Source organism: Sphingomonas gilva (genome assembly GCF_003515075.1).
Classification (GTDB): Bacteria; Pseudomonadota; Alphaproteobacteria; order Sphingomonadales; family Sphingomonadaceae; genus Sphingomonas; species Sphingomonas gilva.
Genome location: NZ_QWLV01000001.1, coordinates 70,857 through 92,929 on the forward strand (window position 1 = coordinate 70,857; position 22,073 = coordinate 92,929).

The following is a 22,073-nucleotide window of genomic DNA, read 5'->3' on the forward strand; positions in this document are numbered from 1 at the left end:
ACTTTATCGTGGCGTTGCCGTATTACTGGGAAAGCGCCGCTCCCCACCGGCGCCAATGAAGGAACCTGGTCGTGACCGCGCTATCCGTGCGCTTCGCGCGCGCCCTTTCGCAGGGGCGCCGTATCAAGCCAGCCGCCCAGACGCGGCCGCAACTGCTCGCCAGCCTGCTGCGCAAGCGCGCCGCCGCGCATGCCGTCGGCGCCGACGAGCTGGAGGCGCTGCTGCGCGACCAGATCCGCTGGGCGCTGCCGGTCGACAAAAATCCCGAGGCGCGGACCGATTAACCGCAGCGCGTGCGCTTGACGGGTTCGCCTTCGCCGGTGATCGTCAACGTCCGTCCGCCGTCGGAGAGCGCGACGCGCTGGATGTTGCTCCACGTCATCCCCTCGCCCGAATAGTTGGCGGCGACGCGGATGGCGTTCTCGCCTTCCGGCGTGACGCTCTGCACTTCGGCCAGGCTTTCGTGGAAGCGCAGCTCGTCGCCCGACACGGTCAGGCGGTAGATCGACGAGGCCGAGGCGCAGGCGGCCGCGGTCTGATCGTACACGCCGTGATAGGCGGCGGGGATGGTCGTGCTGGCGACCGGCGCGGCGCCGTTCGCGGGCGCGGTCTCATTGGCCGTTGGCGCCTGGGGCGCAGGCTCGGGCGCCGGGGTCACCGCGTTCAGATCGATCCCGACCTGGTTGACCGGCGGATCGGAGCGGTCGCAGGCGGTAAAGGCGAGCAGCGCGGCAAGCGCGGGAAGGGTGCGGTTCATGGGGATGCTCCTTTACGCGGGTGATCGCTCTACGCTGCCGACCGGGCCGATATCGGCGGGTTTGCCGCGGGCGTAGGTGCCGATCAAGAGGCCAGCGGCAAGGACGCGGCCGGTCATCGCCTCGATCAGCTCGGACCGGCCCGGATTGGGATCGGGATCGTCACCGGCGGCGAGCGCGAACAACTGGAAGGCATAGCGATGGTCGCCATGCCCGGTCGGCGGATCGGGCGGCAGCCAGCCCTCGGCAAAATAGGAATTGCGCCCGACGTCGCGCCCGTCACCGCCGTCGCCGTCGCGGACGATCGCGCCCTCGGCGAGCCGGCCGGTATCGGCGGCGAGCCCCCAGACCACCGCATGGACCAATGGCTGCGGCGTCGGTGCATCGGCATCCTCCACCAGCAGCGCGAGGCCGCTGGTCCCTTCGGGCACCGGGCCCCAGACCAGCGGCGGCGACACGCCCTCGCCATCGGCGGTGAAGCGCGGCGGCAGTCGTGCGCCATCGGCGAAAGCGGGGCTCATCAGATCGAGCGAGGGCACTTCGCCGCCCATGCGCAGCTGGACGATCGCCAGCTTGTCCGCGCCCGCCCGCAGCCCGCGCATGGCGTGGCCAAGCCAGTGGGGCAGGTGTTCGAGCATCGGCAGACTCCCTCTTCCTCTCCCTTCAACCGCCCAACAAGGCCGATGGTTGCGCACATGATATGTTCGCGTCGCGACTCGTAAAGGGGATGAGCATGCTGAAACTGGCATTGGGCATCGTCGCCGGCATCGTGACCGGCATGATCGTGATAAGCGCCGTGGAGATGATCGGTCATGCGATCTGGCCGCCGCCTCCAGGCACGACGTCCGGCGACATGGATTCGGTCCGCGCCGCGATAGCCGCGGCGCCGACGGCTGCGCTGGCGACGATCGTCGCCGCCTGGACGATGGGCGCGTTCGCCGGTGCGCTCGTCGCCAATCTGATCGCCAGGCGCGCGCTGGCGGGCTGGATCATCGTGGCGCTGGTGATCGCGTCGATCGTCGTCAATGCGACGATGATTCCGGGACCGGTGTGGATGCCCATCTCCGGCATCCTGTTGGCGATCGTCGCGGGCTGGCTGGCGTCGCGCGTGCGGCCGAAACCCATCTAGGGGGTGTCGCGGCGCGCCCGCGCGGCTAAGGCGCGGACGTGCTGACCGATCCCGCCTTCCTGATCGCCGCGATCCTGTCGGTGACCCTGCTCGGGCTTGCCAAGGGCGGGTTCGCCGGGCTGGGCGCGCTCGCCACGCCGATCCTGGCACTGGCGGTTCCCCCGGTGACCGCCGCTGCGATATTGCTGCCGATCCTGATCGTGCAGGACGTCGTCAGCGTGTGGGCGTTCCGCAGGACCTGGGACAGGCATATCGTGCTGGTGATGCTGCCCGGCGCGTTGGCCGGCATCGCCGGCGGCTGGTTCTTCGCCGACCGGCTGTCCGAGGATGCGGTGATGGCGGCGCTGGGGGCGATCTCGGTCGCGTTCGGCCTGTGGCGGCTATGGCTGGAGCGCGGCGGGCGCACGCCGCTCGCCTCCACCTCTCCCGGCTGGGTCGGCGCGCTGTTCGGCGCCGCGACGGGCTTCACCAGCCAGATCGCGCATGCCGGCGGGCCGCCCTTCCAGATGTGGGTGGGGCCGAAGCGGCTGCCGCACGAAAGCTTCGTCGGCACCTCCGCGGTGCTGTTCGCCGCGATCAACTGGGCGAAGACGCCTGCCTATCTGGCGCTGGGCCAGTTCACGCAGGAGAATCTGGCGACATCGGCCATGCTGATGCCGCTGGCGATCATCTCGACCTTCGCCGGCGTGTGGCTGATCCGCCGGATGAGGACGGAGCGCTTCTACACCATGGTCTATCTGCTGATGGTCGCGCTGGGCGCCAAGCTGCTGTTCGACGCGCTCGGCTAGGCGATCCGCCGCGCGCCCGAGCGGGCCGCGCGGCGGATCGGATCACGGATCAGCCGTTGATCTTGTCCTTCAGCGCCTTGGCCGAGGAGAAACCGAGCTTCTTCGAGGCGGCGATCTGGATGGTCGCGCCGGTCGAAGGGTTGCGGCCTTCGCGCGCCGCGCTCTGCTTGACCTTGAACTTGCCGAAGCCGTTGATCGACACTTCCTCGCCCTTGGCGGCTGCATCGGCGATCGCGGCAAACAGGCTGTCGACGGCCTTGCGGGCGTCGGCCTTGGTCAGGCCATGGCTCGCGGCCAGGGTATCGGCGAGGTCGGCATTGTTCATGGGATTATCCTCATGCTTGAGTGAGGCAGCGGCGTTAGCCCAAGCCCGTGCGTCCGGTCCAGCACCCTCGCACCGGTCGGACGGGGGTGTTAAGCATTTTTCTGCTGGAAACGGGCAGGAGGAGGCTCGCATAGGGCCACCGGACTCGCGTGGGGAGCGGTGGGTGAACGTTTCGGCGGCACGGCAGGACAAAATCGACCGCCCGCGCGGCGAGCCGCGGGTCAAGCTGTTCCGGCTGGCGCGCCTGAGGCACGGCGATGCGCTGCTGCGCGCGCATCTCCTCGACATTTCGCCGTCAGGCGCGCGGATGCATTGCGCGGCCGACCTCAAGCCCGGCCAGCTCGTCGCGCTGATCGTGGACGAGCGGCCGATCCCGGCGGTGGTGCTGCGGGCGGGCGGCGGCCGGATCGGCCTGCGCTTCGGCGTGCGGCTGGACGAGGACCGGCTGCGGCGCATCGCCGCGGAGATCGGATCGGCCTGACGCCGCCCCGCCCCGCCTGACGATCGGCCCGCAGGGGCCTTGCCTTCGCGCGCCCTTGGGCCGACCCTCGCGACTCGGACAGACAGGGTGAGCAAGAGCGGGGTCGGCAGCAAAAGGAGAGCAGGCATGGAGCACAGCAAGGGCGCAAGAGCCGTCGCGCTCGTCGGACCGGCGGGCGCGGGCAAGACGAGTCTGGCGGAGGCGCTGCTGTTCGCGGCGGGCGCGATCCAGCGGCTGGGCGCGGTCGATGCGGGCAGCAGCGTGGGCGATGCGAGCCCCCAGGCGCGCGCGCGCGGCGGATCGACCGAGCTCAACCTGATGCGCTTCGACTGGATGGGCGATCGCTACACGCTGGTCGATGCGCCCGGCTCCCCCGGCTTCGCGCCCGATGCCGAGCTGGCGGTGGCGTCGGCCGACCTCGCGCTGGTGGTGATCGATCCCGACCCGGCGCACGCGCCTCTGGTCGAGCCGGTGCTGCGGCGGCTGGAGGCGCTGGGCATGCCGCACGCGCTGTTCGTCAACAAGATCGACCAGGCGCGCGGCAGCATCGAGGAATTGCTCGAAGCGCTGCAGCCGATGAGCGCGGCGGCGCTGGTCGCCCGCCAGATCCCGATCCGCGCGGGCGAGCGGGTGGCGGGCTTCGTCGATCTCGCGCTCGAACGCGCCTATCATTACGAGCCGGGCAAGCCGTCCACCCAGGTGCCGCTCGCCGCGCATCTGAAGGACGATGAGGCGGCGGCGCGCTTCCACATGCTCGAGCAGCTCGCCGACCATGACGACACGCTGCTCGAACAGCTGCTGATGGACGAGACACCCGATCTCAAGACGATCTTCGGCGATCTTGCGCGCGAGACCGCGCAAGGGCTGGTGGTGCCGGTGCTGTTCGGTTCGGCGACGAGCGGCTTCGGCATCCGCCGCCTGCTCAAGATGCTGCGTCACGACACGCCCGACGCGGCGCAGACCGCCCGGCGGCTGGGGATCGACGGTCCTGCGGTCAAGGTGTTCAAGATCTCGCATGGCGGCACGATCGGGCGGCTGGCGCTCGCCCGCGTGTTCGGCGCGCCGCTCGCCGAGGGCGCGGAGCTCACCGCCGGCGATGGCGAGCCGATGCGCGCGGGCGCCTTGTTCGCTGTCCAGGGTGCCGCCACCGCCAAGGCGCCGCGCGCCGAGCCGGGCGGAATCGTCGGCATCGCCAAGGCCGATGCGGCGCGTGCGGGCGACCTGATCGGCATCGCGGGCAAGCCGCCCGCCGCCGCCCTGTCGGAGCCGCCGGTGACCAATTGCGCACTCGCCATCGCGGTCAAGGACCACAAGGACGAGGTCCGCCTGTCGACCGCGCTCAACCGGCTGGCCGAGGAGGATTTCGCGCTCAACTGGGGACAGGACGAGGAATCGCACGACACGCTGCTGCGCGGCCTCAACGACGAGCATCTCGCGGTCGCGCTCGACCGGTTGCAGCAGCGCTACGGCGTCGCGGTGACCGTGCGCCAGCCGGCGGTCGCGTACCGCGAGACGATCCGCAAGCCGGCGATGCAGCGCGGGCGCCACAAGAAACAGTCGGGCGGGCACGGCCAGTTCGGCGACGTCGTGATCGAGATCCGCCCCTTGGGCCGCGGCGAGGGCTTCGGCTTCGAGGACCGGATCACCGGCGGCGCGATCCCGCGCCAGTGGATCCCGGCGGTCGAACAGGGCGTGCGCGACGCGATGGCGAAGGGGCCGCTCGGTTTCCAGGTGGTCGATGTCGCGGTGGCGCTGGTCGACGGGTCGTTCCACAGCGTCGACAGCTCCGAACTCGCCTTCCGCACCGCCGGGCGGATCGCCATGGCCGATGCGCTCGCCGCCGCCTCGCCCTATCTGCTCGAACCGATGGCGCACATCGCCATCCGCGCGCCGGGCAGCGCCACGTCGCGGATCACCTCGACCGTGGCGAGCAAGCGCGGGCAGCTGCTCGGCGTGACGCCGCTCGAAGGCTGGTCGCGCTGGGATTGCGTCGAGGCGCTGCTGCCCGGCGCCGAGCTCAACGGGCTGGAGTCCGAGCTCCGGTCGCTGAGCCAGGGCATGGCCCGCTACGAGGCGCGGTTCGACCATCTCGCCGAGGTCGGCGGCAAGCTCGCCGAAGGGATCGTCCAGCAGGTGCGGGAACCCGCCTGAACCAAAAAAGGGCGGCTCCCCGAGGGAAGCCGCCCCTGCCGGCCAGGACGGCCGATCAGAAGTTGACCTTGGCCCCCGCGCGGAACGATCGGCCGAAAATGCCCGTGCCGCCCTGCACCGGGTTGTAGTTGTTGGCGCCGTAGGTGATCGGATCGATCGGCGGCAGATTGTCGAAGACGTTGAGGACGTTGACATAGAATGTGAAGTTGTCGTTCACGTCGAAGCTCGTCGAAAGATCGACGGTGACGTAGGACGGCACGTCGCATTCCACGAAGGCCTCCGACAGCAGCCCGCAATCGCCCGAGGTGCCGGCGCCGTTCTGATCCTCCGCCGACAGGTTGTAGCCGTCGAAATATTCGGCGGTCGCGGTCAGCGTCCAGGCGCCCATCTCCAGCGTGTTCTGCCAGCTGCCGTGCCATTCGGGCGTGCCCGATCCGGCGGTCAGGTTGAAGTTGCCGAGCGTGCCTTCATAGCTCTCCACCGATCCGTCGGGGAATTCGGTCGAGAGATTGATGATGTAGCTCGCCTCCGCCGAGGAGGTGAAGCGGATATCCGGCCCCAGATCGAAGCTGGCCCGTGCGGCGAAGTCCAGGCCTTCCGACCGGATGGTGTTCGCGTTGATCAGCGACGACTGGACGAAGGCGACGCGCGGCGTCGCGTTCGGGAATTGCGCATCCGGCGCATCGGCGATGACGTTGTAGCCTTCGGGAATGGCCTGGCCGCTATAATAGGCGATGAGCGCAGGCGAGTTGCTCGGCGTGGTGATCGCGCCCGTTTTCTTGATGTTGTAATAGTCGACCGCGAGCGTGACGTTGCGCAGCGGCTCGAAGACGATGCCCGCGGTCCAGCTGGTCGAGCGCTCGGGATCGAGATCGGGGCTGGCGAGCGTCGTCTGGCCGTATGCGCCGGCGCGGATATAGGTCGGACACGCGTTGAAGGTCGCGACGGTGCAGCCATATTGCGCCAGATAGGTATCGTTGAACAGCGCCGCCGTATTGGTGACGAAGCCCGTGGTCGGCAGCGCGTTCGCCTCGGCGAAGCTCGGGATGCGGAAGCCGCGAGACCAGGTGCCGCGCACGGTCAGCCCGTCGAACGGCCTGAACCGGACGCCCACCTTTGGCGAGAAGGCGTCCTGGCCGCTCGAATAATTGTCGTAGCGTCCGGACAGGTTGACGTCGACCCATTCGAGGATCGGGGCGTCGAGCTCGGCAAAGGCTGAATAGACGGTGCGCTCGCCGCTGGTGCCGAACGCGTTCAGGACGAAATAGCGCTCGGTCGGCCCGGCGAAATCGTCATTGGCGCTGGGTGCGTCGATCGACTCGTTGCGGATCGCGGCGCCGACGCCGAGTTGCAACGGACCGCCCGGCAGCTCGAACAGCGATCCGCTGATGTTCGCCGAGGCCGCGTAGATGTCCGAATGCGAATCGGTGACGTTGTCGGGCGACAGATAGTCGAGCGTCGCCTGGCTGTTGGCGAACGGATCGACGAAATTGTAGCTGCCGTCCGCGACCACGTTCAACAGCCGCTGGATGTAGACATAGCCTTCCTGGGTGCGCCTGAGATCGGTGCGCATGCCCACCGCGTCCACCGCGAAGTTCCAATTGTCGGAAATCGGGCCGGAGATCGTCAGCGCACCGCGATAGGTGCGGCTCAATGTCTCGTTATACTCGATCAGGTTGGGAATGCGGCCGATGATCCGCGCGACCTGGCCCTGCGCGGCGAAGGGGTTGTTGGGATTGAGCGTGCCGTTGGTCGCATCGCAGGTCGCCTGGGGCATGCCGTTCACAAGCGGGCAGACATAGACGGGCAGCGCGAGCGCGAAGGAGCCCGGCGCGTTGGGCGGACCGCCAGTGAAGGTGCTGAACCGCGGGAACATAATGCCGGTATTGGCATTGGCGCGGATCGTGGCGGGCTCGCCGGTGTAGCTCACCTTGCTCTGCAGATAGTTGCCGACCAGCGATGCCTCGATCCCGCCGCCCAGTGCGATGGTTCCCTTGATCGCGCCGCCGAAGCGCTCGAGCTCGGGCGAGACCACGCCATATTGGGTGACCAGGTCGCCCTGGCAGACCGTCCTCGGAGAGAGCGCATTGTCGGGATCGGCGAATTCGGCTGCGCTCAGCGTGTAAGGCGTCTCGCCGGTGATGCACCCCGCAGCTGGGTTGAGAAATTGGTAGCGGCCCTGCGAGGTGGTGTTGCTCGCGTCATAGGGGGCGACGAAGAAGGTCGTGGCGAACAGGCGCCGGTCGCTCGTCAGCGAAAAGCCTTCGAAGCCCTGGCTCGACGGGTTGATCGAGCCCGAATTTGGCCCGACCTGCGGTCCGCAGACGCCGTCGAGGCAGATGCCCGACTGATTCTGCGAGTTGTAGGGATAGGGCAGGTCGCCGTTGAACAGCGCGTCCTGCGTATAATAGAAGCCGCTCGCATAGACGTTGTAGCCGTCGCCCTCGACATCACCGAAGCCCCCGGTCAGGCTCAGCCGGTAATTCGGGCTGTTGCCGCGTTCGTCGATGCCGGCTTCCGCCCGCGCGCTGATGCCCGTGATCTCGCGCTTGGTGATGACGTTGACCACGCCTGCGATCGCATCCGCGCCGTAGGTCGACGACGCGCCGTCGCGCAGCACCTCGACACGCTCGACGATGTCGTCCGGGATGGTGTTCAGATCGACGAAGTTGCGCGTCGCGTCGTCGGCGAGCGGATAGTAGCTCGCGCGCATGCCGTCGAACAGGACCAGCGTCGAGCTGGTGCTGAGGCCCCGCAGCGACACGGCGGACGCGCCCGCGGCGAAGGCGCCGTTGGCCGAGAAGGAGTTGGTCAGCGCGGGGCCGTTGTTGGACGAAAGGCGCTGGATCGCCTCCTGCGTGGTGTTGATTCCGCGCGCATCGAGATCGTCGGCGGTGACGACGGTGATCGGCGAGACCGTGTCGGCGGTGCTGCGGCGCAGGATCGATCCGGTGACGACGATGTTCTCGCCGGTATCCGCATCTTCCGCAGTCTGCGTCTCGGGCGCGACCGACGGATCCTGCGTATCCTGCGCCAGCGCCGGCGTCGCGGCCATGAAGGCGGCGCCCGCGCCGATCAACGCCAGCGCCTGAAGGGCGGAGCCGCTCTGAAGGCGCGCGCGCCCTGAAATGAACTTGTTCACGGCGAATGTCCTCACTGTTCTTCCGCGGCCGAGAGGCCCCTTTCGCGGAAATGTTGCACCGTCCCGCACCCGCTCTCAGGCGGCGCGACGGGACATGGCGTGAGGGATGGGACGGCGGTGAAAGGCTGTAAAGATGGCAAGCAACGGCGTAAATCCGGTACTTTCCCCATGTGCCAAAAGAGTCACATGCGAAGTGGGCACAGTAAACTTCGCCTACTGGTCTGTGCTTTTCATGTCACTCGATTAGGCATCTATTTGTACGGGTTTATACGGCCGAGCAGCGATCATGCCGTGTTCGCTGGCGCGTCGGCAGCATGTCTCCACCCCCGCGTGCGCGAGGTGGGGAAGGAAGCGAAGCAGGCGGCTGGATGCCCCGTGAGGATTCGAACCTCAATTGACGGAGTCAGAGTCCGTAGTCTTACCTTTAGACGACGGGGCACCGGAGACGCGGCGAAATAGGCGCGCGCGCCGGGGCTGTCAACGTCGCGGGCGGCCTTCCGCTTGCGCCCGCGCCGCGCCCCCGATAGGCTGGCTCCAAGCACCGGGCGGCGCCATGCCGTGACGGAAGAACAGAAAAGCGAGATTGCCGGAAAATGGGGGACATATCCACCCATTCGCCGCGCCCCGCGGCTCCCTCGACGCAGAGGGCCGCTCCGGCGCACCCCATGCGGGGCCGGCACCACCGGCCCGGCCCGCGGCATTTCGCCGCATTGGACCTGGGCACCAACAATTGCCGGCTGCTGATCGCGCGCGCGCAGGCCGATGGCTTCGCGGTGGTCGACGCCTTTTCGCGGATCGTCCGGCTGGGCGAAGGCCTGGCGGCTTCCGGCCGGCTGTCCGATGCGGCGATCGAGCGCACCATCGCGGCGCTTGCCGTGTGCGCCGACAAGCTCAGGCGGCGCAACGTAACGCTCTCGCGCGCCGTCGCGACCGAAGCATGCCGCCGCGCCGCCAACGGGCCCGAATTCATCGACCGCGTCTATCGTGAAACCGGCATCCGCCTGGACATCATCGCCGCGCGCGAGGAGGCGCGGCTCGCGGTGCTCGGCTGCCATCCGCTGATCGAGCCGGGCGACGGGCCGGCGCTCATCTTCGACATCGGCGGCGGATCGACCGAGCTGGTGCTGGTCGAAACGCGCGAGGACGGCCCTCCGGCGATCCTCGACTGGCAGAGCGCGCCCTGGGGGGTGGTCTCGCTGACCGAGAGCGAGCCTTGCGCGGCGCACGCCGACGAGGCCGAGCGGCGCGCCACCTACGCCCGCATGCGCGCGCGCGTGGCGGAAAGCTTCGCGGGCTTCGCCGACCGATTGCCCAAGGGCGCCGCGCTGCGGCTGCTCGGCACCAGCGGCACGGTGACGACGCTCGCCTCCGTCCATCTCGGGCTTCCCTCCTATGACCGCTCGGCGGTCGACGGGTTGATCGTGCCCGCCCAATCGATGCGCGCGATCAGCCATCGCCTGTCGGGCCAAGCGATCGCCGATCGCGCGCGGCTCGCCTGTATCGGCCCGGAGCGCGCCGATCTGGTGGTGGCGGGCTGCGCCATCTTGGAGACGATCCTCGACATGTGGCCCGCCGAGCGGCTGGGCGTGGCCGATCGCGGCATTCGCGAGGGCATATTGCGCACGCTCATGGCCGGGGAGTGGCGCTCTTGAGCAGGGGCGGATCGGGCGGCCGTCAGCGCGTCCGCACCGCGCGCGGGCGCACCGCGGCCTCGACCCGCTGGCTCGAACGTCAGCTCAACGACCCCTATGTCCGCCGCGCCAAGGCCGAAGGCTATCGCAGCCGCGCCGCCTACAAGCTGATCGAGCTCGACGAGCGGTTCGGGCTGCTGAAGGGCGCGCGGCGGGTGGTCGATCTGGGCATCGCGCCGGGCGGCTGGTCGCAGGTGGTGCGCAAGGCGAGCCCCAGGGCGGCGGTCGTCGGCATCGATCTGCTGCCGGTCGATCCGATCGACGGCGTCGTCATCCACCAGCTCGATTTCATGGACGTTTCCGCTCCCGACCTGCTGATGGCCGATCTGGGCGGCGCGCCCGATCTGGTGCTGTCGGACATGGCGGCCAACACCGTCGGCCATCCGCAGACCGATCATCTGCGCACCATGGGGCTAGTGGAGGCGGGCGCGGACTTCGCGATCTCGGTGCTGCGCCCCGGCGGGGCGTTCGTCGCCAAGGTGCTGGCGGGCGGCGCCGACAGCGATCTGGTCGCGCTCTTGAAACGCCATTTCGCGCAGGTGAAGCACGCCAAGCCGCCGGCGAGCCGCAAGGACTCGTCGGAGTGGTATGTGATTGCGCAGGGGTTTAAGGGCCGGGGCGAGGACCAGATTTAGCTTGAGCTAAATCTGGAGTCATCCGAGCCCGCGGACGGCGGGACGAAGTACCCGGCCGACGACGCGGCTTTGCCGCGTCGCTTTGTGATCTCGATTATCGGAAACCCGACGCGGCAAAGCCGCGTCGTCGGTCGGTGCGCTTGCGCACCGCCGGCCGGGGTTTCGGCTTATCCGGATTTAGCTTGCGCTAAATCCGGGCCTCAACCTTCGTAATCAGCCCCAAGATTCTGGTTCCGCGGAGGAGCCGCCGCGGTCAGCCGCAGCGCCTCGGCCGACGCCGCCAGCGAGCCGACCTCATCGGCCTCGTCCTCATCGTCGATCAGCACCTTCTGCATGCCGGCGACGACCGATTCCTCGAGATGGTCGGGACGAATCGTCTCGTCGGCGATCTCGCGCAGCGCGACGACCGGGTTCTTGTCGCGATCGCGATCGATGGTCAGCTCCGCGCCGCCCGAGATCTGCCGCGCGCGCTGGGCGGCGAGCAGCACCAGATCGAACCGGTTGGGAACCTTGTCTACGCAATCCTCAACGGTCACGCGCGCCATGAAAACGCATCCTTCGATAACGATGAACGGAAAGGCGGGCAGTTAGCGCCGCGCCCTCGCAATGTCAATGAAACCGGCGCGCCCCTTGCGCGTCCGGGGCGGGCGCAGCATGACAGGACATGGCTTCATCGCCCGCAGAACAGCCGCCCGAACAGCCCTGGTTCACCGTCGACGGCAACCGCCTGCGGCTGCTCGATACCGGCCCGCGGCGGCTGGAGGCGCTGATCGCGCTGATCGACGGGGCCGAGCGGTCGTTGCGCGTGCTGTTCTACATCTACACCGACGATCATGCCGGGCGGCGCGTGCGCGACGCGATGGTCGCGGCGCAGACGCGCGGCGTGCAGGTGTCGCTGATCGTCGACGGTTTCGGCAGCGAGGTGGGCGGCGACGACGATTTCTTCCGCCCGCTGACCGACGCAGGCGGCGAGCTGTGCCGCTTCCTGCCGCGATTCGGCCGGCGCTATCTGCTGCGCAACCACCAGAAGCTTGCGCTCGCGGACGAGGCGCGCGTCATCACCGGCGGCTTCAATGTCGAGGACGATTATTTCGGCACCCCGGCCGAGGACGCGTGGCGCGATCTCGGCGTCGAGATCGATGGGCCGGCGGCGGGGCGGATCGCGCGGTATTTCGACGACCTGTCGGCCTGGGCGCGCGACGACAAGGCGAGGATCCGCACGCTGCGGCGCGCGCTCAAGCGCGCGAGCGAGACCTCGGGCGGCGTGCGCTGGCTGCTCGGCGGACCCACGCGGCGGCTGAGCCCCTGGGCGCAGGCGTTGCGCGCCGACATTCGCGGCGCCGCCCAGGTCGACATGATCGCCGCCTATTTCGCGCCGGGCCCGGGTCTGCTCCGCCGGATCGATCGCGCGCGCCGCGTGCGGCTGATCACCGCAGCGAAATCGGACAACAACGCGACGATCGCCGCGGCGCGCTTCACCTATGCCGGACTGCTTCGCCAGGGTGCGAAAATCTTCGAGTTCCAGCCCACCAAGCTCCACACCAAGCTCTATGTGATCGACGACATCGTCCATATCGGCAGCGCCAATTTCGACATGCGCAGCCTGTTCATCAACCTGGAGATCATGGTGCGGATCGACGACGCCGCCTTCGCCGCGCATGTGCGCGGCTATTTCGAAGGCGAGATGGCGAAGTCCGAGGCGATCACGGCGGAGGTCAACCGCCGGCGCAGCGGCTGGTGGACGCGGATCAGGCAGTTCGCCGCCTATCTGCTGATCGCGGTGCTCGACTATAACGTCTCGCGCCGCCTGAACTTCGGCATCGACGGGCGGTAGGATTCTTGCACCGCATATGTGAATCACATATATTCCTGCCATGATCGCCGAGTTCGATCCGGCCAAGGACAAGGCCAACCGGATCAAGCACGGCGTGCCGCTGATCTTCGGCCTGCGGATTTTCGATGATCCCGATGTCGTGATCATTCCGACGTTGCGCATCGGCGACGAGGAGGAGCGGCACAAGGCGATCGGATCAGTGAACGGAAAGCTCTATACCGCCATTCACGTCTGGCGGGGCGAAGTGATCCGGCTGATCTCAGTGAGGCGGAGCAACGATCGTGAACAAAGAGACTATGATAGCAATTCCGGCGGATCCGAATGATCCGGAGGATCGGGACGTCAGCGTCGCCGCACTGGAGCGCGGGCTGATGGGGCGGCGCGTTCGCCAGCTGCGCAACCGTCTGGGGCTGAGCCAGGAGGCGTTCGCCCGCACCTACGGCATCCCGCTCGCCAGCATCCGCCAATATGAGATAGGCCGCTATATGCCGCCACCGGCGGTGCGCGCTTATCTGAAGGTGATCGCCGCCGAACCAGAGGCGGCGGCGCGCGCAGTGGCCGACGCCGCCTGACCGTTCAGCCCTTCCACGCCCAGTAGAGCTGGGCCGGCGGAATGTTGATCGGCTCGAAAGCGTGGTCGATCCTGCCGAAATGCGGCGCGATGAAGCTCTTCACCTTGGGGCTGAACTGATAGACCAGGAACGCGCCGCCGGGGCGGATCACATGGGCGGTCTGTTCGGCGATGGTGTCGCCGACGCCCGGCGGCAGGGTGGAGAAGGGCAGGCCCGAAAGCACGAAATCGGCCGCTTCATGGCCGTGATCGCGAATGATCTGGGCGACGTCGGCGGCGGAGCCGTGGACCGGTTCGAAGCGGCGATCGTCGATCGTGCGCCTCAGATACTGGATGAACTCGGGGTTGGTGTCGATCGCGATCAGCGTCGCGTCGGGCGCCATCCGGTCCAGGATATGATTGCAGAAGGTGCCGACGCCGGGGCCGTATTCCACGAACAGCTTGGTGTTCTCCCAATCGACCCGCGCCAGCATCCGGTCGATCAGCACCTTCGATGAGGGGATGATCGATCCGACCATCACCGGGTGCTTCAGAAAGCCCTTGAAGAACATGCCCCAGGGGGAGGGAACCCCGGCCGGTCGGCGAATGCGCGTACGCTTGGCGAGGGTCGGGGCGGAAGAAGAGGGCATGCGGACTCCCGGACTATATCGTTCGCGTGCGGGCGCCCCCGGTCGATATGGAAGCATCGCAGTCGCAAAAGCGCAACGAACATTCAAGAGCATCGGTTGCCTGACAAACTCCTAACAGGGTTTACGCGTCCCGTTCCGCAGGCCAAAGGCGCCATATGAGCGGCGAACGGACAGGCCAGGTCGCGGTGATCTTCACCTCGGTGCGCACCGCGCAGGACGATTCGGGCTATGGCGCCGCCGCCGAAGCGATGGAGCGGCTGGCGGCGGCGCAACCCGGCTATCGCGGCTTCATCGCCGCACGCGGGGCCGACGGTCAGGGCATCGCCGTCAGCTATTGGACGGACGAGGCCGCCGCCGCGGCCTGGCGCGACCATCCCGAGCATGCGCGCATCCGCGCCGAGGGGCGGGCGAAATGGTATCGGAGCTACGAACTCGCCGTGACCACCGTCATGCGCGGCTATAGCTGGACCAAGGCGTGACGCTCCGCCCCAGGCTGGAGCGGGATTTCGCGCTGCTGTTCATCGTCATGCTGACGATCGCCGCGGGCAACACCGCGCTGCAATCGGTGCTGCCCGCGATCGGGCGATCCCTGAAGGTGCCGGACAGCGCGGTCGCCGCCGCCTTCTCGGTCTCCGCTCTGCTCTGGGTGATCGCCGCGCCCTATTGGGCCAAGCGATCCGACCGGCACGGACGGCGGCGGATGATCCTGATCGGCATGGGCGGCTATATCGTCTCGGTCGCATTGTGCGCGATCTTCCTGACCGCGGGGATATTGGGCTGGATCGCGCCGCTCGCCGCGTTCCTCGCCTTTATCGGCGGGCGGCTGATCTACGGGCTGTTCGGCGCGGCCGCGCCGCCCGCCGCGCAGGCGATGGTCGCGGGGCGCACGACGCGCGAGGAGCGCACGCGCGCGCTGACCCTGCTCGGCTCCGCCTTCGGGCTGGGGACCATCCTCGGCCCGGCGCTCGCGCCGTTCTTCGTGCTGCCCCTCGTCGGGCTGGCGGGGCCGGCCTATGTCTTCGCCGCGTTCGGCGGGCTGGTGTTCGTCGCGCTATGGCGGATGCTGCCGCGCGACGGACATGCGCTCGACGACGGCGCGCACGGCGCGGCCAACGCCTATCCTTCGATCGGCGGCCAATCGACCGGGGCCAGCGTGACGGCGGCGACCGCGCCCAAGGTGGAGGACGTGCCCTATCGCGATCCGCGCATCCTGCCCTGGATGCTGATCGGGCTGGTCATGGGGCATGCGCAGGCGATGACCGGGCAGGCGATCGGCTTCCTCGTCATCGATCGTCTGGGCCTGCCGCTCGATCAGGCGCAGCAGGCGATCGGCATCGTGCTGATGCTGGGCGCGGGCACCGCGCTGCTCGCGCAATGGGGGCTGATCCCGCTGTTCAACCTCGCACCCCGCGCGCTGGTGCTGATCGGCCTGGTGCTCGCCGCGGCCGGCTGCGCGCTGACCGGCCTCGCCACCTCGCTCTACGGCATCGCCATGGCCTTCGCGCTCTCCGCGCTCGGCTTCGGCTTCATCCGCCCCGGTTTCACCGCCGGGGTCAGCCTGGCGGTGGGGCCCGGCGCGCAAGGATCGGTCGCGGGCAAGACCACCTCGATCAACGGCGCGGCGTTCGTGCTCGGTCCCTCGATCGGAGTCGGCCTCTACGAGCTGTGGAAGCCGCTCCCCTATCTCGTCGCCGGCGCGGCGCTCGCGCTGCTGTTCGTCTATGCGCTGGCGCGTCTCAGGGGTTCTTCTCTCCCTTCGGCGTGAGCATGCCGGGCGCGATGAAGCCGATCTGCGATATCGCCGACGCTTCCTGCTTCAGCTTCGCCGCCATCGTCTCATATTCGCGCTCCATCTCGGGCGTCACGGTGGCGCGGGTTTCGCCTAGCGCTCGCTCGAAATGCGCCATCGTCACCTCGGTCGACTGGAGCGATTCCCTCAGCGCGAACAGACCGGCGCGACGGACGAGGTCCTCAAGGTCGGCGCCGGTGAAGCGTTCGGTGCGCCGCGCCATGTCGTCGAGGTCGACATCGTCGGCGAGCGGCATCCTGGCGGTGTGGATCGCAAGGATGCGCCGCCTGCCGCCCGCGTCGGGCACGGTGACGTAGATCAGCTCGTCGAAACGGCCGGGCCTCAGCAGCGCCGGGTCGATCAGGTTGGGCCGGTTGGTCGCGCCGATGACGACGACCGATTGCAACTCCTCCAGCCCGTCCATCTCGGCAAGGATGGTGTTGACCACGCGTTCGGTCACCTGCGGCTCGCCCAGGCCGCCGCCGCGTGCGGGCACCAGCGAATCGAGCTCGTCGATGAAGATCACCGTGGGCGCGACCTGGCGCGCGCGGGCGAACAGGCGGGCGATCTGCTGCTCGCTCTCGCCATACCATTTGCTGAGCAGGTCGCTCGATTTGGTGGCGATGAAGTTCGCCTCCGCCTCGCGCGCGACCGCCTTCGCCAGCAGCGTCTTGCCGGTGCCGGGCGGGCCGTAGAGCAGGAAGCCCTTGGCCGGGCGGATGCCCATGCGGCGGAAAGCGTCGGGGTCCTTCAATGGCAGCTCGACGCCTTCCTTCAGCCGCATCTGCGCGTCGTCCAGCCCGCCGATATCGTCCCAGCGGACGGTCGGCGCCTGGACCATCACCTCGCGCATCGCGCTCGGCTGGACGCGCTTCAGCGCCTCGACGAAGTCCTCGCGCGTGACCGAGAGGGTATCGAGCACCTCGGGCGGGATGGTGCGCTCCTCCAGGTTGAGCCGGGGCATGATCCGGCGCACCGCCTCGATCGCCGCCTCGCGCGCGAGCGCGGCGATATCGGCGCCGACGAAACCGAAGGTGGTGCGCGCCAGCTCCTCGAGATCCACCTTGTCGCCCAGCGGCATGCCGCGCGTGTGGATGCCCAGGATCTCGCGCCGCCCCCGCTCGTCGGGCACGCCGACGATGATCTCGCGGTCGAAGCGGCCGGGGCGGCGGAGCGCCTCGTCGAGCGCCTCGGGCCGGTTGGTCGCGGCGATGACGACCAGGTTGGCGCGGGCCTCCAGCCCGTCCATCAGCGTCAGCAGCTGGGCGACCAGGCGCTTCTCCGCCTCGCCCGACACCTGCCCGCGCTTGGGCGCGATCGAATCGATCTCGTCGATGAAGACGATCGAGGGCGCGGCGTTGGCCGCCTCCTCGAACACCTCGCGCAGGCGCTTCTCCGATTCGCCATAGGCCGAGCCCATGATCTCGGGCCCGTTGATCAGGAAGAACTCGGCGTCGCTCTCGTTGGCGACCGCACGGGCGAGCCGCGTCTTGCCGGTGCCGGGCGGGCCGTGCAGCAGCACGCCCTTGGGCGGATCGACGCCCAGGCGCTGGAACAGCTCGGGATAGCGCAGGGGAAGCTCGACCATCTCGCGCAGCTGGTCGATCGTTCCGGCCATGCCGCCGATATCGTCGTAGGTGACGTCGGCGCGGCGCGCTTCCTTGGGTTCCTCATATTCGCTGCGCAGCTCGACCTCGGTGGTCTCGTCGATATGGACGATGCCCTTCGGCGCGGTCGAGACGACGACCAGGCGGATTTCCTGCAGCGCATAGGCGGGCGCGCCGAGCAGCTGGCGGACATGCGGCGGCGCGTCCTGGTCGGTGCGCTGCTGGCCGACGGTGGCGACGACGTCGCCCGAGGTGAGCGGCCGGCCGATGAAGACGCGCTGCAGCGCCTGCGCGGAGCCCTGCAGGCGCAGATTCTGCTGCGCCGGGGCGAACACCACGCGTGTGGCCGCCTTCGATTCGATCTTGCGGATGCCGACATGGTCGCCCGATCCGATCCCGGCATTGGCGCGCTGCAGGCCGTCGAGGCGGACGATGTCGAGCCCTTCGTCCTCGGCATAGGGCGGCACGGCGCGCGCCGGGGTGGACCGCTTGCCGATCAGCTCGACGACGTCTCCCTCGCTCAGACCCAGCTGCTGCATCGTCGCGCGCGGGAGGCGGGCGAGGCCTCGCCCCGAATCCTCCTTGCGCGCGTTCGCCACCTGCACCTTCAGTGGCGCGTCCTCGTCTGCCATTGATCGTCCCGCCTCAATTCTGCGAAGGGGCGGAAATAGGGATGGGCGCACGAACGTGCGACCCCTATCCGCGATGGCAGAACGCATCGGGGTAAAAAAAGGGCCGGTCCCGAAGGACCGGCCTTGAAAGTTTTTAGGAGAGGATGCCTGAAAGGCCCGCTCTATGTGCAGCGCAGCACGTTTTTGTGCAAGTGCGAAATAAGACCATTACGATTGCGATTCTTGCAATGGTAACCGGTTTCATCTACGCAAAAGCAGGATTGCGAACCGCGCAGACCTGTGCTGCAATGCACAAGAAAGGAGACGAGAACTGCGCCGTTTGCCGCCTTTGACCGCGATCGAGGCCTTCGTGCAGGTCGCGCGGCTGGGCTCGGTCAAGGCCGCCGCGGAGGAGCTCGCCCTGTCCTCGCCGGCCCTCAGCCGCCGCGTCCAGGCGCTCGAGCGCTTCGTCGGCAAGCCGCTGTTCGAGCGCCGCCATCAGGCGATGCGCCTCAATGCCGACGGCGAGCGCCTGCTCCAGCAGATCGGGCCCGCGATCGATTCGCTTTCCGACGCGGTCGAGGCGCTGACCGCGCCCGGCGACGTGCTGCGCCTGCGGCTGGGCGTGCTGCCGCTGTTCGCCTCGCAGCGGCTGTTCCCCAAGCTCGGCGATCTGCGCGCGCGGCATCCCGAGCTGCATCTCGACGTCGACACCGCCGGCCACGGCATCGCCCGGCTGGGCGACGGGCTCGACGCGGTGATCGCGCTCGCCCGCGACATCGATCCCGCGCTCTACGCGCACCGGCTCGACCGCAACCAGGTCTATGTCATCGGCGGCCGGACGCTGCTCGAACGGCCCGATCCGGTGACGCGGCCGGAGCAATTGGCCGATCTCACCGCCTTCATCCACCGCGACATGCCGGACACCTTCACCGCCTGGCGCCAGGCGGCGGGATTGAAGGCGCTCGAACCCGCCGCGATCGACCATTTCGATTCGGGCCCGCTGATGCTGGAGGCGGCCGCGCAGGGGCTCGGCGTCGCCTTCATGCACGAAAGCCATTTCCTCGACGCCAACGATCCGCGGCTGGTACGGCTGTTCGATATCGAGGTGATGAGCCCCTACAGCTACTGGTTCGTCTGCCGCCCCCGCGCGCTGGAGAGCAAGCCGGTGCGCCTGTTTCACGATTGGCTGATCGGAACGCTGGCAGCGGATTAGCCTCGCTAATCCGCGTCGCGGCCAGGGTTCCGGCCGGCGGACGTCAGTCCGGCCGACGGCGCGGCTTTGCCGCGTCGTATACGAAAGCCAAAACTGCGGCGTGGCGACGCCGGCCGTGGCGGTGGCCGAGACAGCGATTAGCTGGCGCTAATCGCTTACCACCGCCTTCACGATCTTCCCCGGGGTCGCCGGCGGCTCGCCCTTGGGCAGCGCGTCGACATGCTCCATGCCCGATTCGACCTGGCCCCACACCGTGTACTGGCGGTCGAGGAAGCGTGCGTCGTCGAAGCAGATGAAGAACTGGCTGTTGGCGCTGTCCGGATTGGCGGTGCGCGCCATCGAGCAGGTGCCGCGGACATGCGGCTCGTCGTTGAATTCCTGGGCGAGGTCGGGCTTGTCCGATCCGCTCATGCCGGTGCCGGTGGGATCGCCGCCCTGCGCCATGAAGCCGGGGATGACGCGGTGGAACACGACGCCGTCGTAGAAGCCCTCGCCGGCCAGCTCGGCGATGCGCGCGACATGGTTGGGGGCGAGGTCGGGCCGCAGGCGGATGACGACGTCGCCGCCATTGTCGAGCGTGAAGGTCAGCGTATCGGCCATCGGGGAATCTCCTGTGGATGGGGAATTTGGCCGACGCCCTACCCTCCGCATCCCGGCCTGTCCAATCGCGTTGGCAGCCCGGCATTGCCGCGCTAAGGGGATTCGCCAGCCGCCAGAGGGAGGTCGAACATGAGCGAGACCGAACTCCAACCGCCCGAATCGGAAGGCGAAACCCAGCTCGACGAGGACGACCGGCTCAAGCCCGAATTCGTCCGCGCGGTGCTCGACGCGGTCGATGCGGGCGACGCCGAGGCCGCGCGCGCGCTGGTCGATCCGCTCCACCCGGCCGACATCGCCGACCTGTTCGAGCTGACCCCGGCCGAGGACCGCGGCGCGCTCGCCGCCGCGCTCGCCGACATGCTCGACGGCGAAGTCCTCGCCGAGATGAACGATTACGTCCGCGAGACGCTGATCGACGCGCTCGAGCCCGGTCAGGTCGCGGATATCGCCGCCGAGCTCGATACCGACGACGCGGTCGCGATCATCGAGGACATGGACGACGAGGACCAGCGCGCCGTCCTCCGCGCGCTCGACCCCGACGATCGCGCCGCGATCGAGGCCGCGCTCGGCTATCCGGAGGAATCCGCCGGCCGCCTGATGCAGCGCGAGGTGGTCGCGGTGCCCGAGCACTGGACCGTCGGCGACGTGCTCGATTTCCTTCGCGCCGACGAGACGCTGACCACCGATTTCTGGGAAATCTTCGTCGTCGATCCGCAGCACAAGCCGGTCGGCACCTGCGCCCTTTCCTGGATTCTCCGCACGCCGCGCGCGATCGCCGTCGCCGACGTCATGGCGCGCGAGCAGACGCTGATCCCGGTCGACATGGACCAGGAGGAGGTCGCGCTGCGCTTCCAGAAATACGCGCTGATCTCCGCCGCGGTGGTCGATCCCGACGGGCGGCTGGTCGGCATGATCACCGTCGACGATGTCGTCCACATCATCCAGGAGGAAGCCGGCGAGGACGCGCTGCTGCTGTCGGGCGCGGGCGACGGCGACATCAACGAGCCGATCCGCGAGAGCTATTCGGCGCGCGTGCGCTGGCTGGTCGCCAATCTCGGCACCGCGCTGGTCGCCTCGACGATCATCGCCTTTTTCGGCGGGGCGATCGAGCAGATGGTCGCGCTGGCGGTGCTGATGCCGATCGTCGCCTCGATCGGCGGCAATGCCGGCACGCAGACCATGGCGGTCGCGGTGCGCGCGCTCGCCACCAATCAGCTCACCCAATCCAACACCATCCGCACCATCAGGCGAGAGATCACGCTGGCGGCGCTCAACGGCGGCACCATCGCGGTGCTGATCGGCATCGGCGCGGCGCTGGTGTTTGGCAACCCGTCATTGGGCGCGGTGATCGCCGCCGCGATGCTGATCAACATCGTCGTCGCCGGCCTGGCCGGCGTGCTCGTGCCGGTGCTGCTCGAACGGTTGGGTCAGGATCCGGCGGTGGCGTCCTCGGTGTTCGTCACGATGATCACCGATTCGATGGGATTTTTCGCCTTTCTCGGGCTCGCGGTGCTGAGCGGGCTCGTGCCGCTGGCTTGATCGCCGCCCCACGCGGGCCCAAATCGGGCGTCGTGCCGCTTCATCTCACCAAGGTCGCCTACGGCCATCCCTCGCTGCCCGAGCTGGAGGCGGTGGTCGCCCTGCGCGCCGCCCAGGGCGGCCTCGTCCTGACCACGCGCTACCTGCCCAAGCGCCATGCCGAGATCGCCGGCGGATCGCTCTACTGGATCATCAAGCACCAGCTCGTCGCGCGCTCGCCGATCCTTCGTTTCGGCGAGGCCGAGGGCGGCCGCACCGCGATCCACCTCGAACCGCGCCTGATCCTCGTCGCCGCCCGCCCAAAGCGCGCGCATCAGGGCTGGCGCTATCTGGAGGACAAGGACGCGCCGCCCGATCTCGGCGGCGACAGCGGCACGGCGGACATGCCGCACCGCCTGGTCGGCGAACTGGCGGCGATCGGGCTGCTGTGACTTCCATCCGGGCGATCCGGGCCGATTGTCTGCTCTTTGCCATCTATGGTCCGTCGCCGCTGCGAAGGCAGGGGGGACAGGAACTTAAACTGACAGGCTCCGGGACGTATCGACGTTCGAAAGATTGGTTCACGCGAAGGCGCGAAGGC

The 22,073-nt window shown here is 68.5% G+C and carries 23 protein-coding genes and 1 tRNA gene; 15 read left to right on the top strand and 9 right to left on the bottom strand.

The genetic code is table 11. The annotated features are described in order from the left end of the window. Positions 1 to 71: 71 nt before the first annotated feature. Positions 72 to 284, top strand: a complete 213-nt coding sequence (locus D1610_RS00340; protein ID WP_118862164.1) for a hypothetical protein — start codon at positions 72 to 74, stop codon at positions 282 to 284. On the opposite strand, the gene D1610_RS00345 is transcribed toward D1610_RS00340, so the two are convergent. After that, positions 281 to 757 (bottom strand): hypothetical protein, encoded by a 477-nt coding sequence (locus tag D1610_RS00345; protein WP_118862165.1) that lies wholly within the window; start codon positions 755 to 757, stop codon positions 281 to 283. The genes D1610_RS00340 and D1610_RS00345 overlap by 4 nt on opposite strands. 12 nt (positions 758 to 769) lie before the next feature. Beyond that, positions 770 to 1,393 (bottom strand): YbhB/YbcL family Raf kinase inhibitor-like protein, encoded by a 624-nt coding sequence (locus tag D1610_RS00350; protein WP_118862166.1) that lies wholly within the window; start codon positions 1,391 to 1,393, stop codon positions 770 to 772. Between the two features lie 95 nt (positions 1,394 to 1,488). On the opposite strand from D1610_RS00350, the gene D1610_RS00355 reads away from it, so the two are divergent. After that, complete coding sequence (locus D1610_RS00355; RefSeq protein ID WP_147414238.1) at positions 1,489 to 1,884, top strand: hypothetical protein; 396 nt, start codon at positions 1,489 to 1,491, stop codon at positions 1,882 to 1,884. A gap of 38 nt (positions 1,885 to 1,922) precedes the next feature. Next, complete coding sequence (locus tag D1610_RS00360) at positions 1,923 to 2,672, top strand: sulfite exporter TauE/SafE family protein (protein WP_118862168.1); 750 nt, start codon at positions 1,923 to 1,925, stop codon at positions 2,670 to 2,672. A gap of 49 nt (positions 2,673 to 2,721) precedes the next feature. On the opposite strand, the gene D1610_RS00365 is transcribed toward D1610_RS00360, so the two are convergent. Beyond that, the gene (locus D1610_RS00365) at positions 2,722 to 2,997 is read right to left on the bottom strand and encodes an HU family DNA-binding protein (protein ID WP_118862169.1); all 276 of its coding nucleotides are present in this window, start codon (positions 2,995 to 2,997) and stop codon (positions 2,722 to 2,724) included. Positions 2,998 to 3,160: 163 nt separating this feature from the next. Here D1610_RS00365 and D1610_RS00370 point away from each other — a divergent pair, with 163 nt between their 5' ends. Together D1610_RS00370 and D1610_RS00375 are read left to right on the top strand one after the other, a co-directional pair. Next, positions 3,161 to 3,478, top strand: a complete 318-nt coding sequence (locus D1610_RS00370; protein WP_182466644.1) for a PilZ domain-containing protein — start codon at positions 3,161 to 3,163, stop codon at positions 3,476 to 3,478. A gap of 126 nt (positions 3,479 to 3,604) precedes the next feature. Further along, on the top strand, positions 3,605 to 5,629 hold the full coding sequence (locus D1610_RS00375) for an elongation factor G (RefSeq protein WP_118862171.1): 2,025 nt from the start codon (positions 3,605 to 3,607) through the stop codon (positions 5,627 to 5,629). 55 nt (positions 5,630 to 5,684) lie between these two features. On the opposite strand, the gene D1610_RS00380 is transcribed toward D1610_RS00375, so the two are convergent. Both D1610_RS00380 and D1610_RS00385 read right to left on the bottom strand, forming a co-directional pair. Continuing rightward, entirely contained in the window at positions 5,685 to 8,684 is a 3,000-nt protein-coding gene (locus tag D1610_RS00380) for a TonB-dependent receptor domain-containing protein (RefSeq protein WP_118862896.1), read from the bottom strand. 452 nt (positions 8,685 to 9,136) lie between these two features. After that, a tRNA-Gln gene (locus D1610_RS00385) sits at positions 9,137 to 9,210 on the bottom strand. 226 nt (positions 9,211 to 9,436) lie between these two features. On the opposite strand from D1610_RS00385, the gene D1610_RS00390 reads away from it, so the two are divergent. Both D1610_RS00390 and D1610_RS00395 read left to right on the top strand, forming a co-directional pair. Continuing rightward, positions 9,437 to 10,423, top strand: a complete 987-nt coding sequence (locus D1610_RS00390; protein WP_245941888.1) for a Ppx/GppA phosphatase family protein — start codon at positions 9,437 to 9,439, stop codon at positions 10,421 to 10,423. Further along, positions 10,420 to 11,097 carry an RlmE family RNA methyltransferase gene (locus D1610_RS00395; protein ID WP_118862897.1) on the top strand — a complete coding sequence of 226 codons (678 nt, stop codon included), beginning with the start codon at positions 10,420 to 10,422 and terminating at the stop codon, positions 11,095 to 11,097. Before D1610_RS00390 ends, D1610_RS00395 begins: the two co-directional genes overlap by 4 nt. A 200-nt stretch (positions 11,098 to 11,297) precedes the next feature. Here the strand turns inward: D1610_RS00395 and rpoZ are convergent, their stop codons facing one another. Next, on the bottom strand, positions 11,298 to 11,642 hold the full coding sequence (gene rpoZ, locus D1610_RS00400) for a DNA-directed RNA polymerase subunit omega (RefSeq protein WP_118862173.1): 345 nt from the start codon (positions 11,640 to 11,642) through the stop codon (positions 11,298 to 11,300). Between the two features lie 119 nt (positions 11,643 to 11,761). Here rpoZ and D1610_RS00405 point away from each other — a divergent pair, with 119 nt between their 5' ends. Genes D1610_RS00405 through D1610_RS00415 form a run of 3 tightly spaced genes read left to right on the top strand, consistent with a single transcriptional unit; the run spans position 11,762 to position 13,503 of the window. Continuing rightward, entirely contained in the window at positions 11,762 to 12,931 is a 1,170-nt protein-coding gene (locus D1610_RS00405; RefSeq protein ID WP_118862174.1) for a phospholipase D-like domain-containing protein, read from the top strand. A gap of 40 nt (positions 12,932 to 12,971) precedes the next feature. Next, positions 12,972 to 13,256, top strand: a complete 285-nt coding sequence (locus D1610_RS00410) for a BrnT family toxin (RefSeq protein WP_118862175.1) — start codon at positions 12,972 to 12,974, stop codon at positions 13,254 to 13,256. Further along, on the top strand, positions 13,213 to 13,503 hold the full coding sequence (locus tag D1610_RS00415) for a helix-turn-helix domain-containing protein (protein ID WP_245941889.1): 291 nt from the start codon (positions 13,213 to 13,215) through the stop codon (positions 13,501 to 13,503). The genes D1610_RS00410 and D1610_RS00415 overlap by 44 nt, the downstream gene beginning before the upstream one ends. A gap of 4 nt (positions 13,504 to 13,507) precedes the next feature. On the opposite strand, the gene D1610_RS00420 is transcribed toward D1610_RS00415, so the two are convergent. After that, positions 13,508 to 14,131: a class I SAM-dependent methyltransferase gene (locus D1610_RS00420; protein ID WP_118862177.1), complete on the bottom strand. Its 624-nt coding sequence runs from the start codon at positions 14,129 to 14,131 to the stop codon at positions 13,508 to 13,510. 155 nt (positions 14,132 to 14,286) lie between these two features. On the opposite strand from D1610_RS00420, the gene D1610_RS00425 reads away from it, so the two are divergent. After that, positions 14,287 to 14,610 (top strand): antibiotic biosynthesis monooxygenase family protein, encoded by a 324-nt coding sequence (locus D1610_RS00425; protein ID WP_118862178.1) that lies wholly within the window; start codon positions 14,287 to 14,289, stop codon positions 14,608 to 14,610. Positions 14,611 to 14,657: 47 nt separating this feature from the next. Beyond that, positions 14,658 to 15,896, top strand: a complete 1,239-nt coding sequence (locus D1610_RS00430; protein WP_118862898.1) for an MFS transporter — start codon at positions 14,658 to 14,660, stop codon at positions 15,894 to 15,896. Here D1610_RS00430 and D1610_RS00435 read toward each other — a convergent pair. After that, positions 15,868 to 18,159: a CDC48 family AAA ATPase gene (locus D1610_RS00435; RefSeq protein WP_118862179.1), complete on the bottom strand. Its 2,292-nt coding sequence runs from the start codon at positions 18,157 to 18,159 to the stop codon at positions 15,868 to 15,870. The two genes, D1610_RS00430 and D1610_RS00435, sit on opposite strands and share 29 nt — an antisense overlap. A 310-nt stretch (positions 18,160 to 18,469) precedes the next feature. On the opposite strand from D1610_RS00435, the gene D1610_RS00440 reads away from it, so the two are divergent. After that, positions 18,470 to 19,354: a LysR substrate-binding domain-containing protein gene (locus tag D1610_RS00440; protein WP_118862180.1), complete on the top strand. Its 885-nt coding sequence runs from the start codon at positions 18,470 to 18,472 to the stop codon at positions 19,352 to 19,354. A gap of 147 nt (positions 19,355 to 19,501) precedes the next feature. Here the strand turns inward: D1610_RS00440 and D1610_RS00445 are convergent, their stop codons facing one another. After that, the gene (locus D1610_RS00445; RefSeq protein ID WP_118862181.1) at positions 19,502 to 19,954 is read right to left on the bottom strand and encodes a peptidylprolyl isomerase; all 453 of its coding nucleotides are present in this window, start codon (positions 19,952 to 19,954) and stop codon (positions 19,502 to 19,504) included. A gap of 129 nt (positions 19,955 to 20,083) precedes the next feature. Between D1610_RS00445 and mgtE the strand changes: the two genes are divergently transcribed. Together mgtE and D1610_RS00455 are read left to right on the top strand one after the other, a co-directional pair. Beyond that, positions 20,084 to 21,493 carry a magnesium transporter gene (mgtE, locus tag D1610_RS00450; RefSeq protein ID WP_118862182.1) on the top strand — a complete coding sequence of 470 codons (1,410 nt, stop codon included), beginning with the start codon at positions 20,084 to 20,086 and terminating at the stop codon, positions 21,491 to 21,493. Continuing rightward, positions 21,490 to 21,924, top strand: a complete 435-nt coding sequence (locus tag D1610_RS00455) for a DUF1489 family protein (protein ID WP_245941892.1) — start codon at positions 21,490 to 21,492, stop codon at positions 21,922 to 21,924. The genes mgtE and D1610_RS00455 overlap by 4 nt, the downstream gene beginning before the upstream one ends. Positions 21,925 to 22,073: the final 149 nt, after the last annotated feature.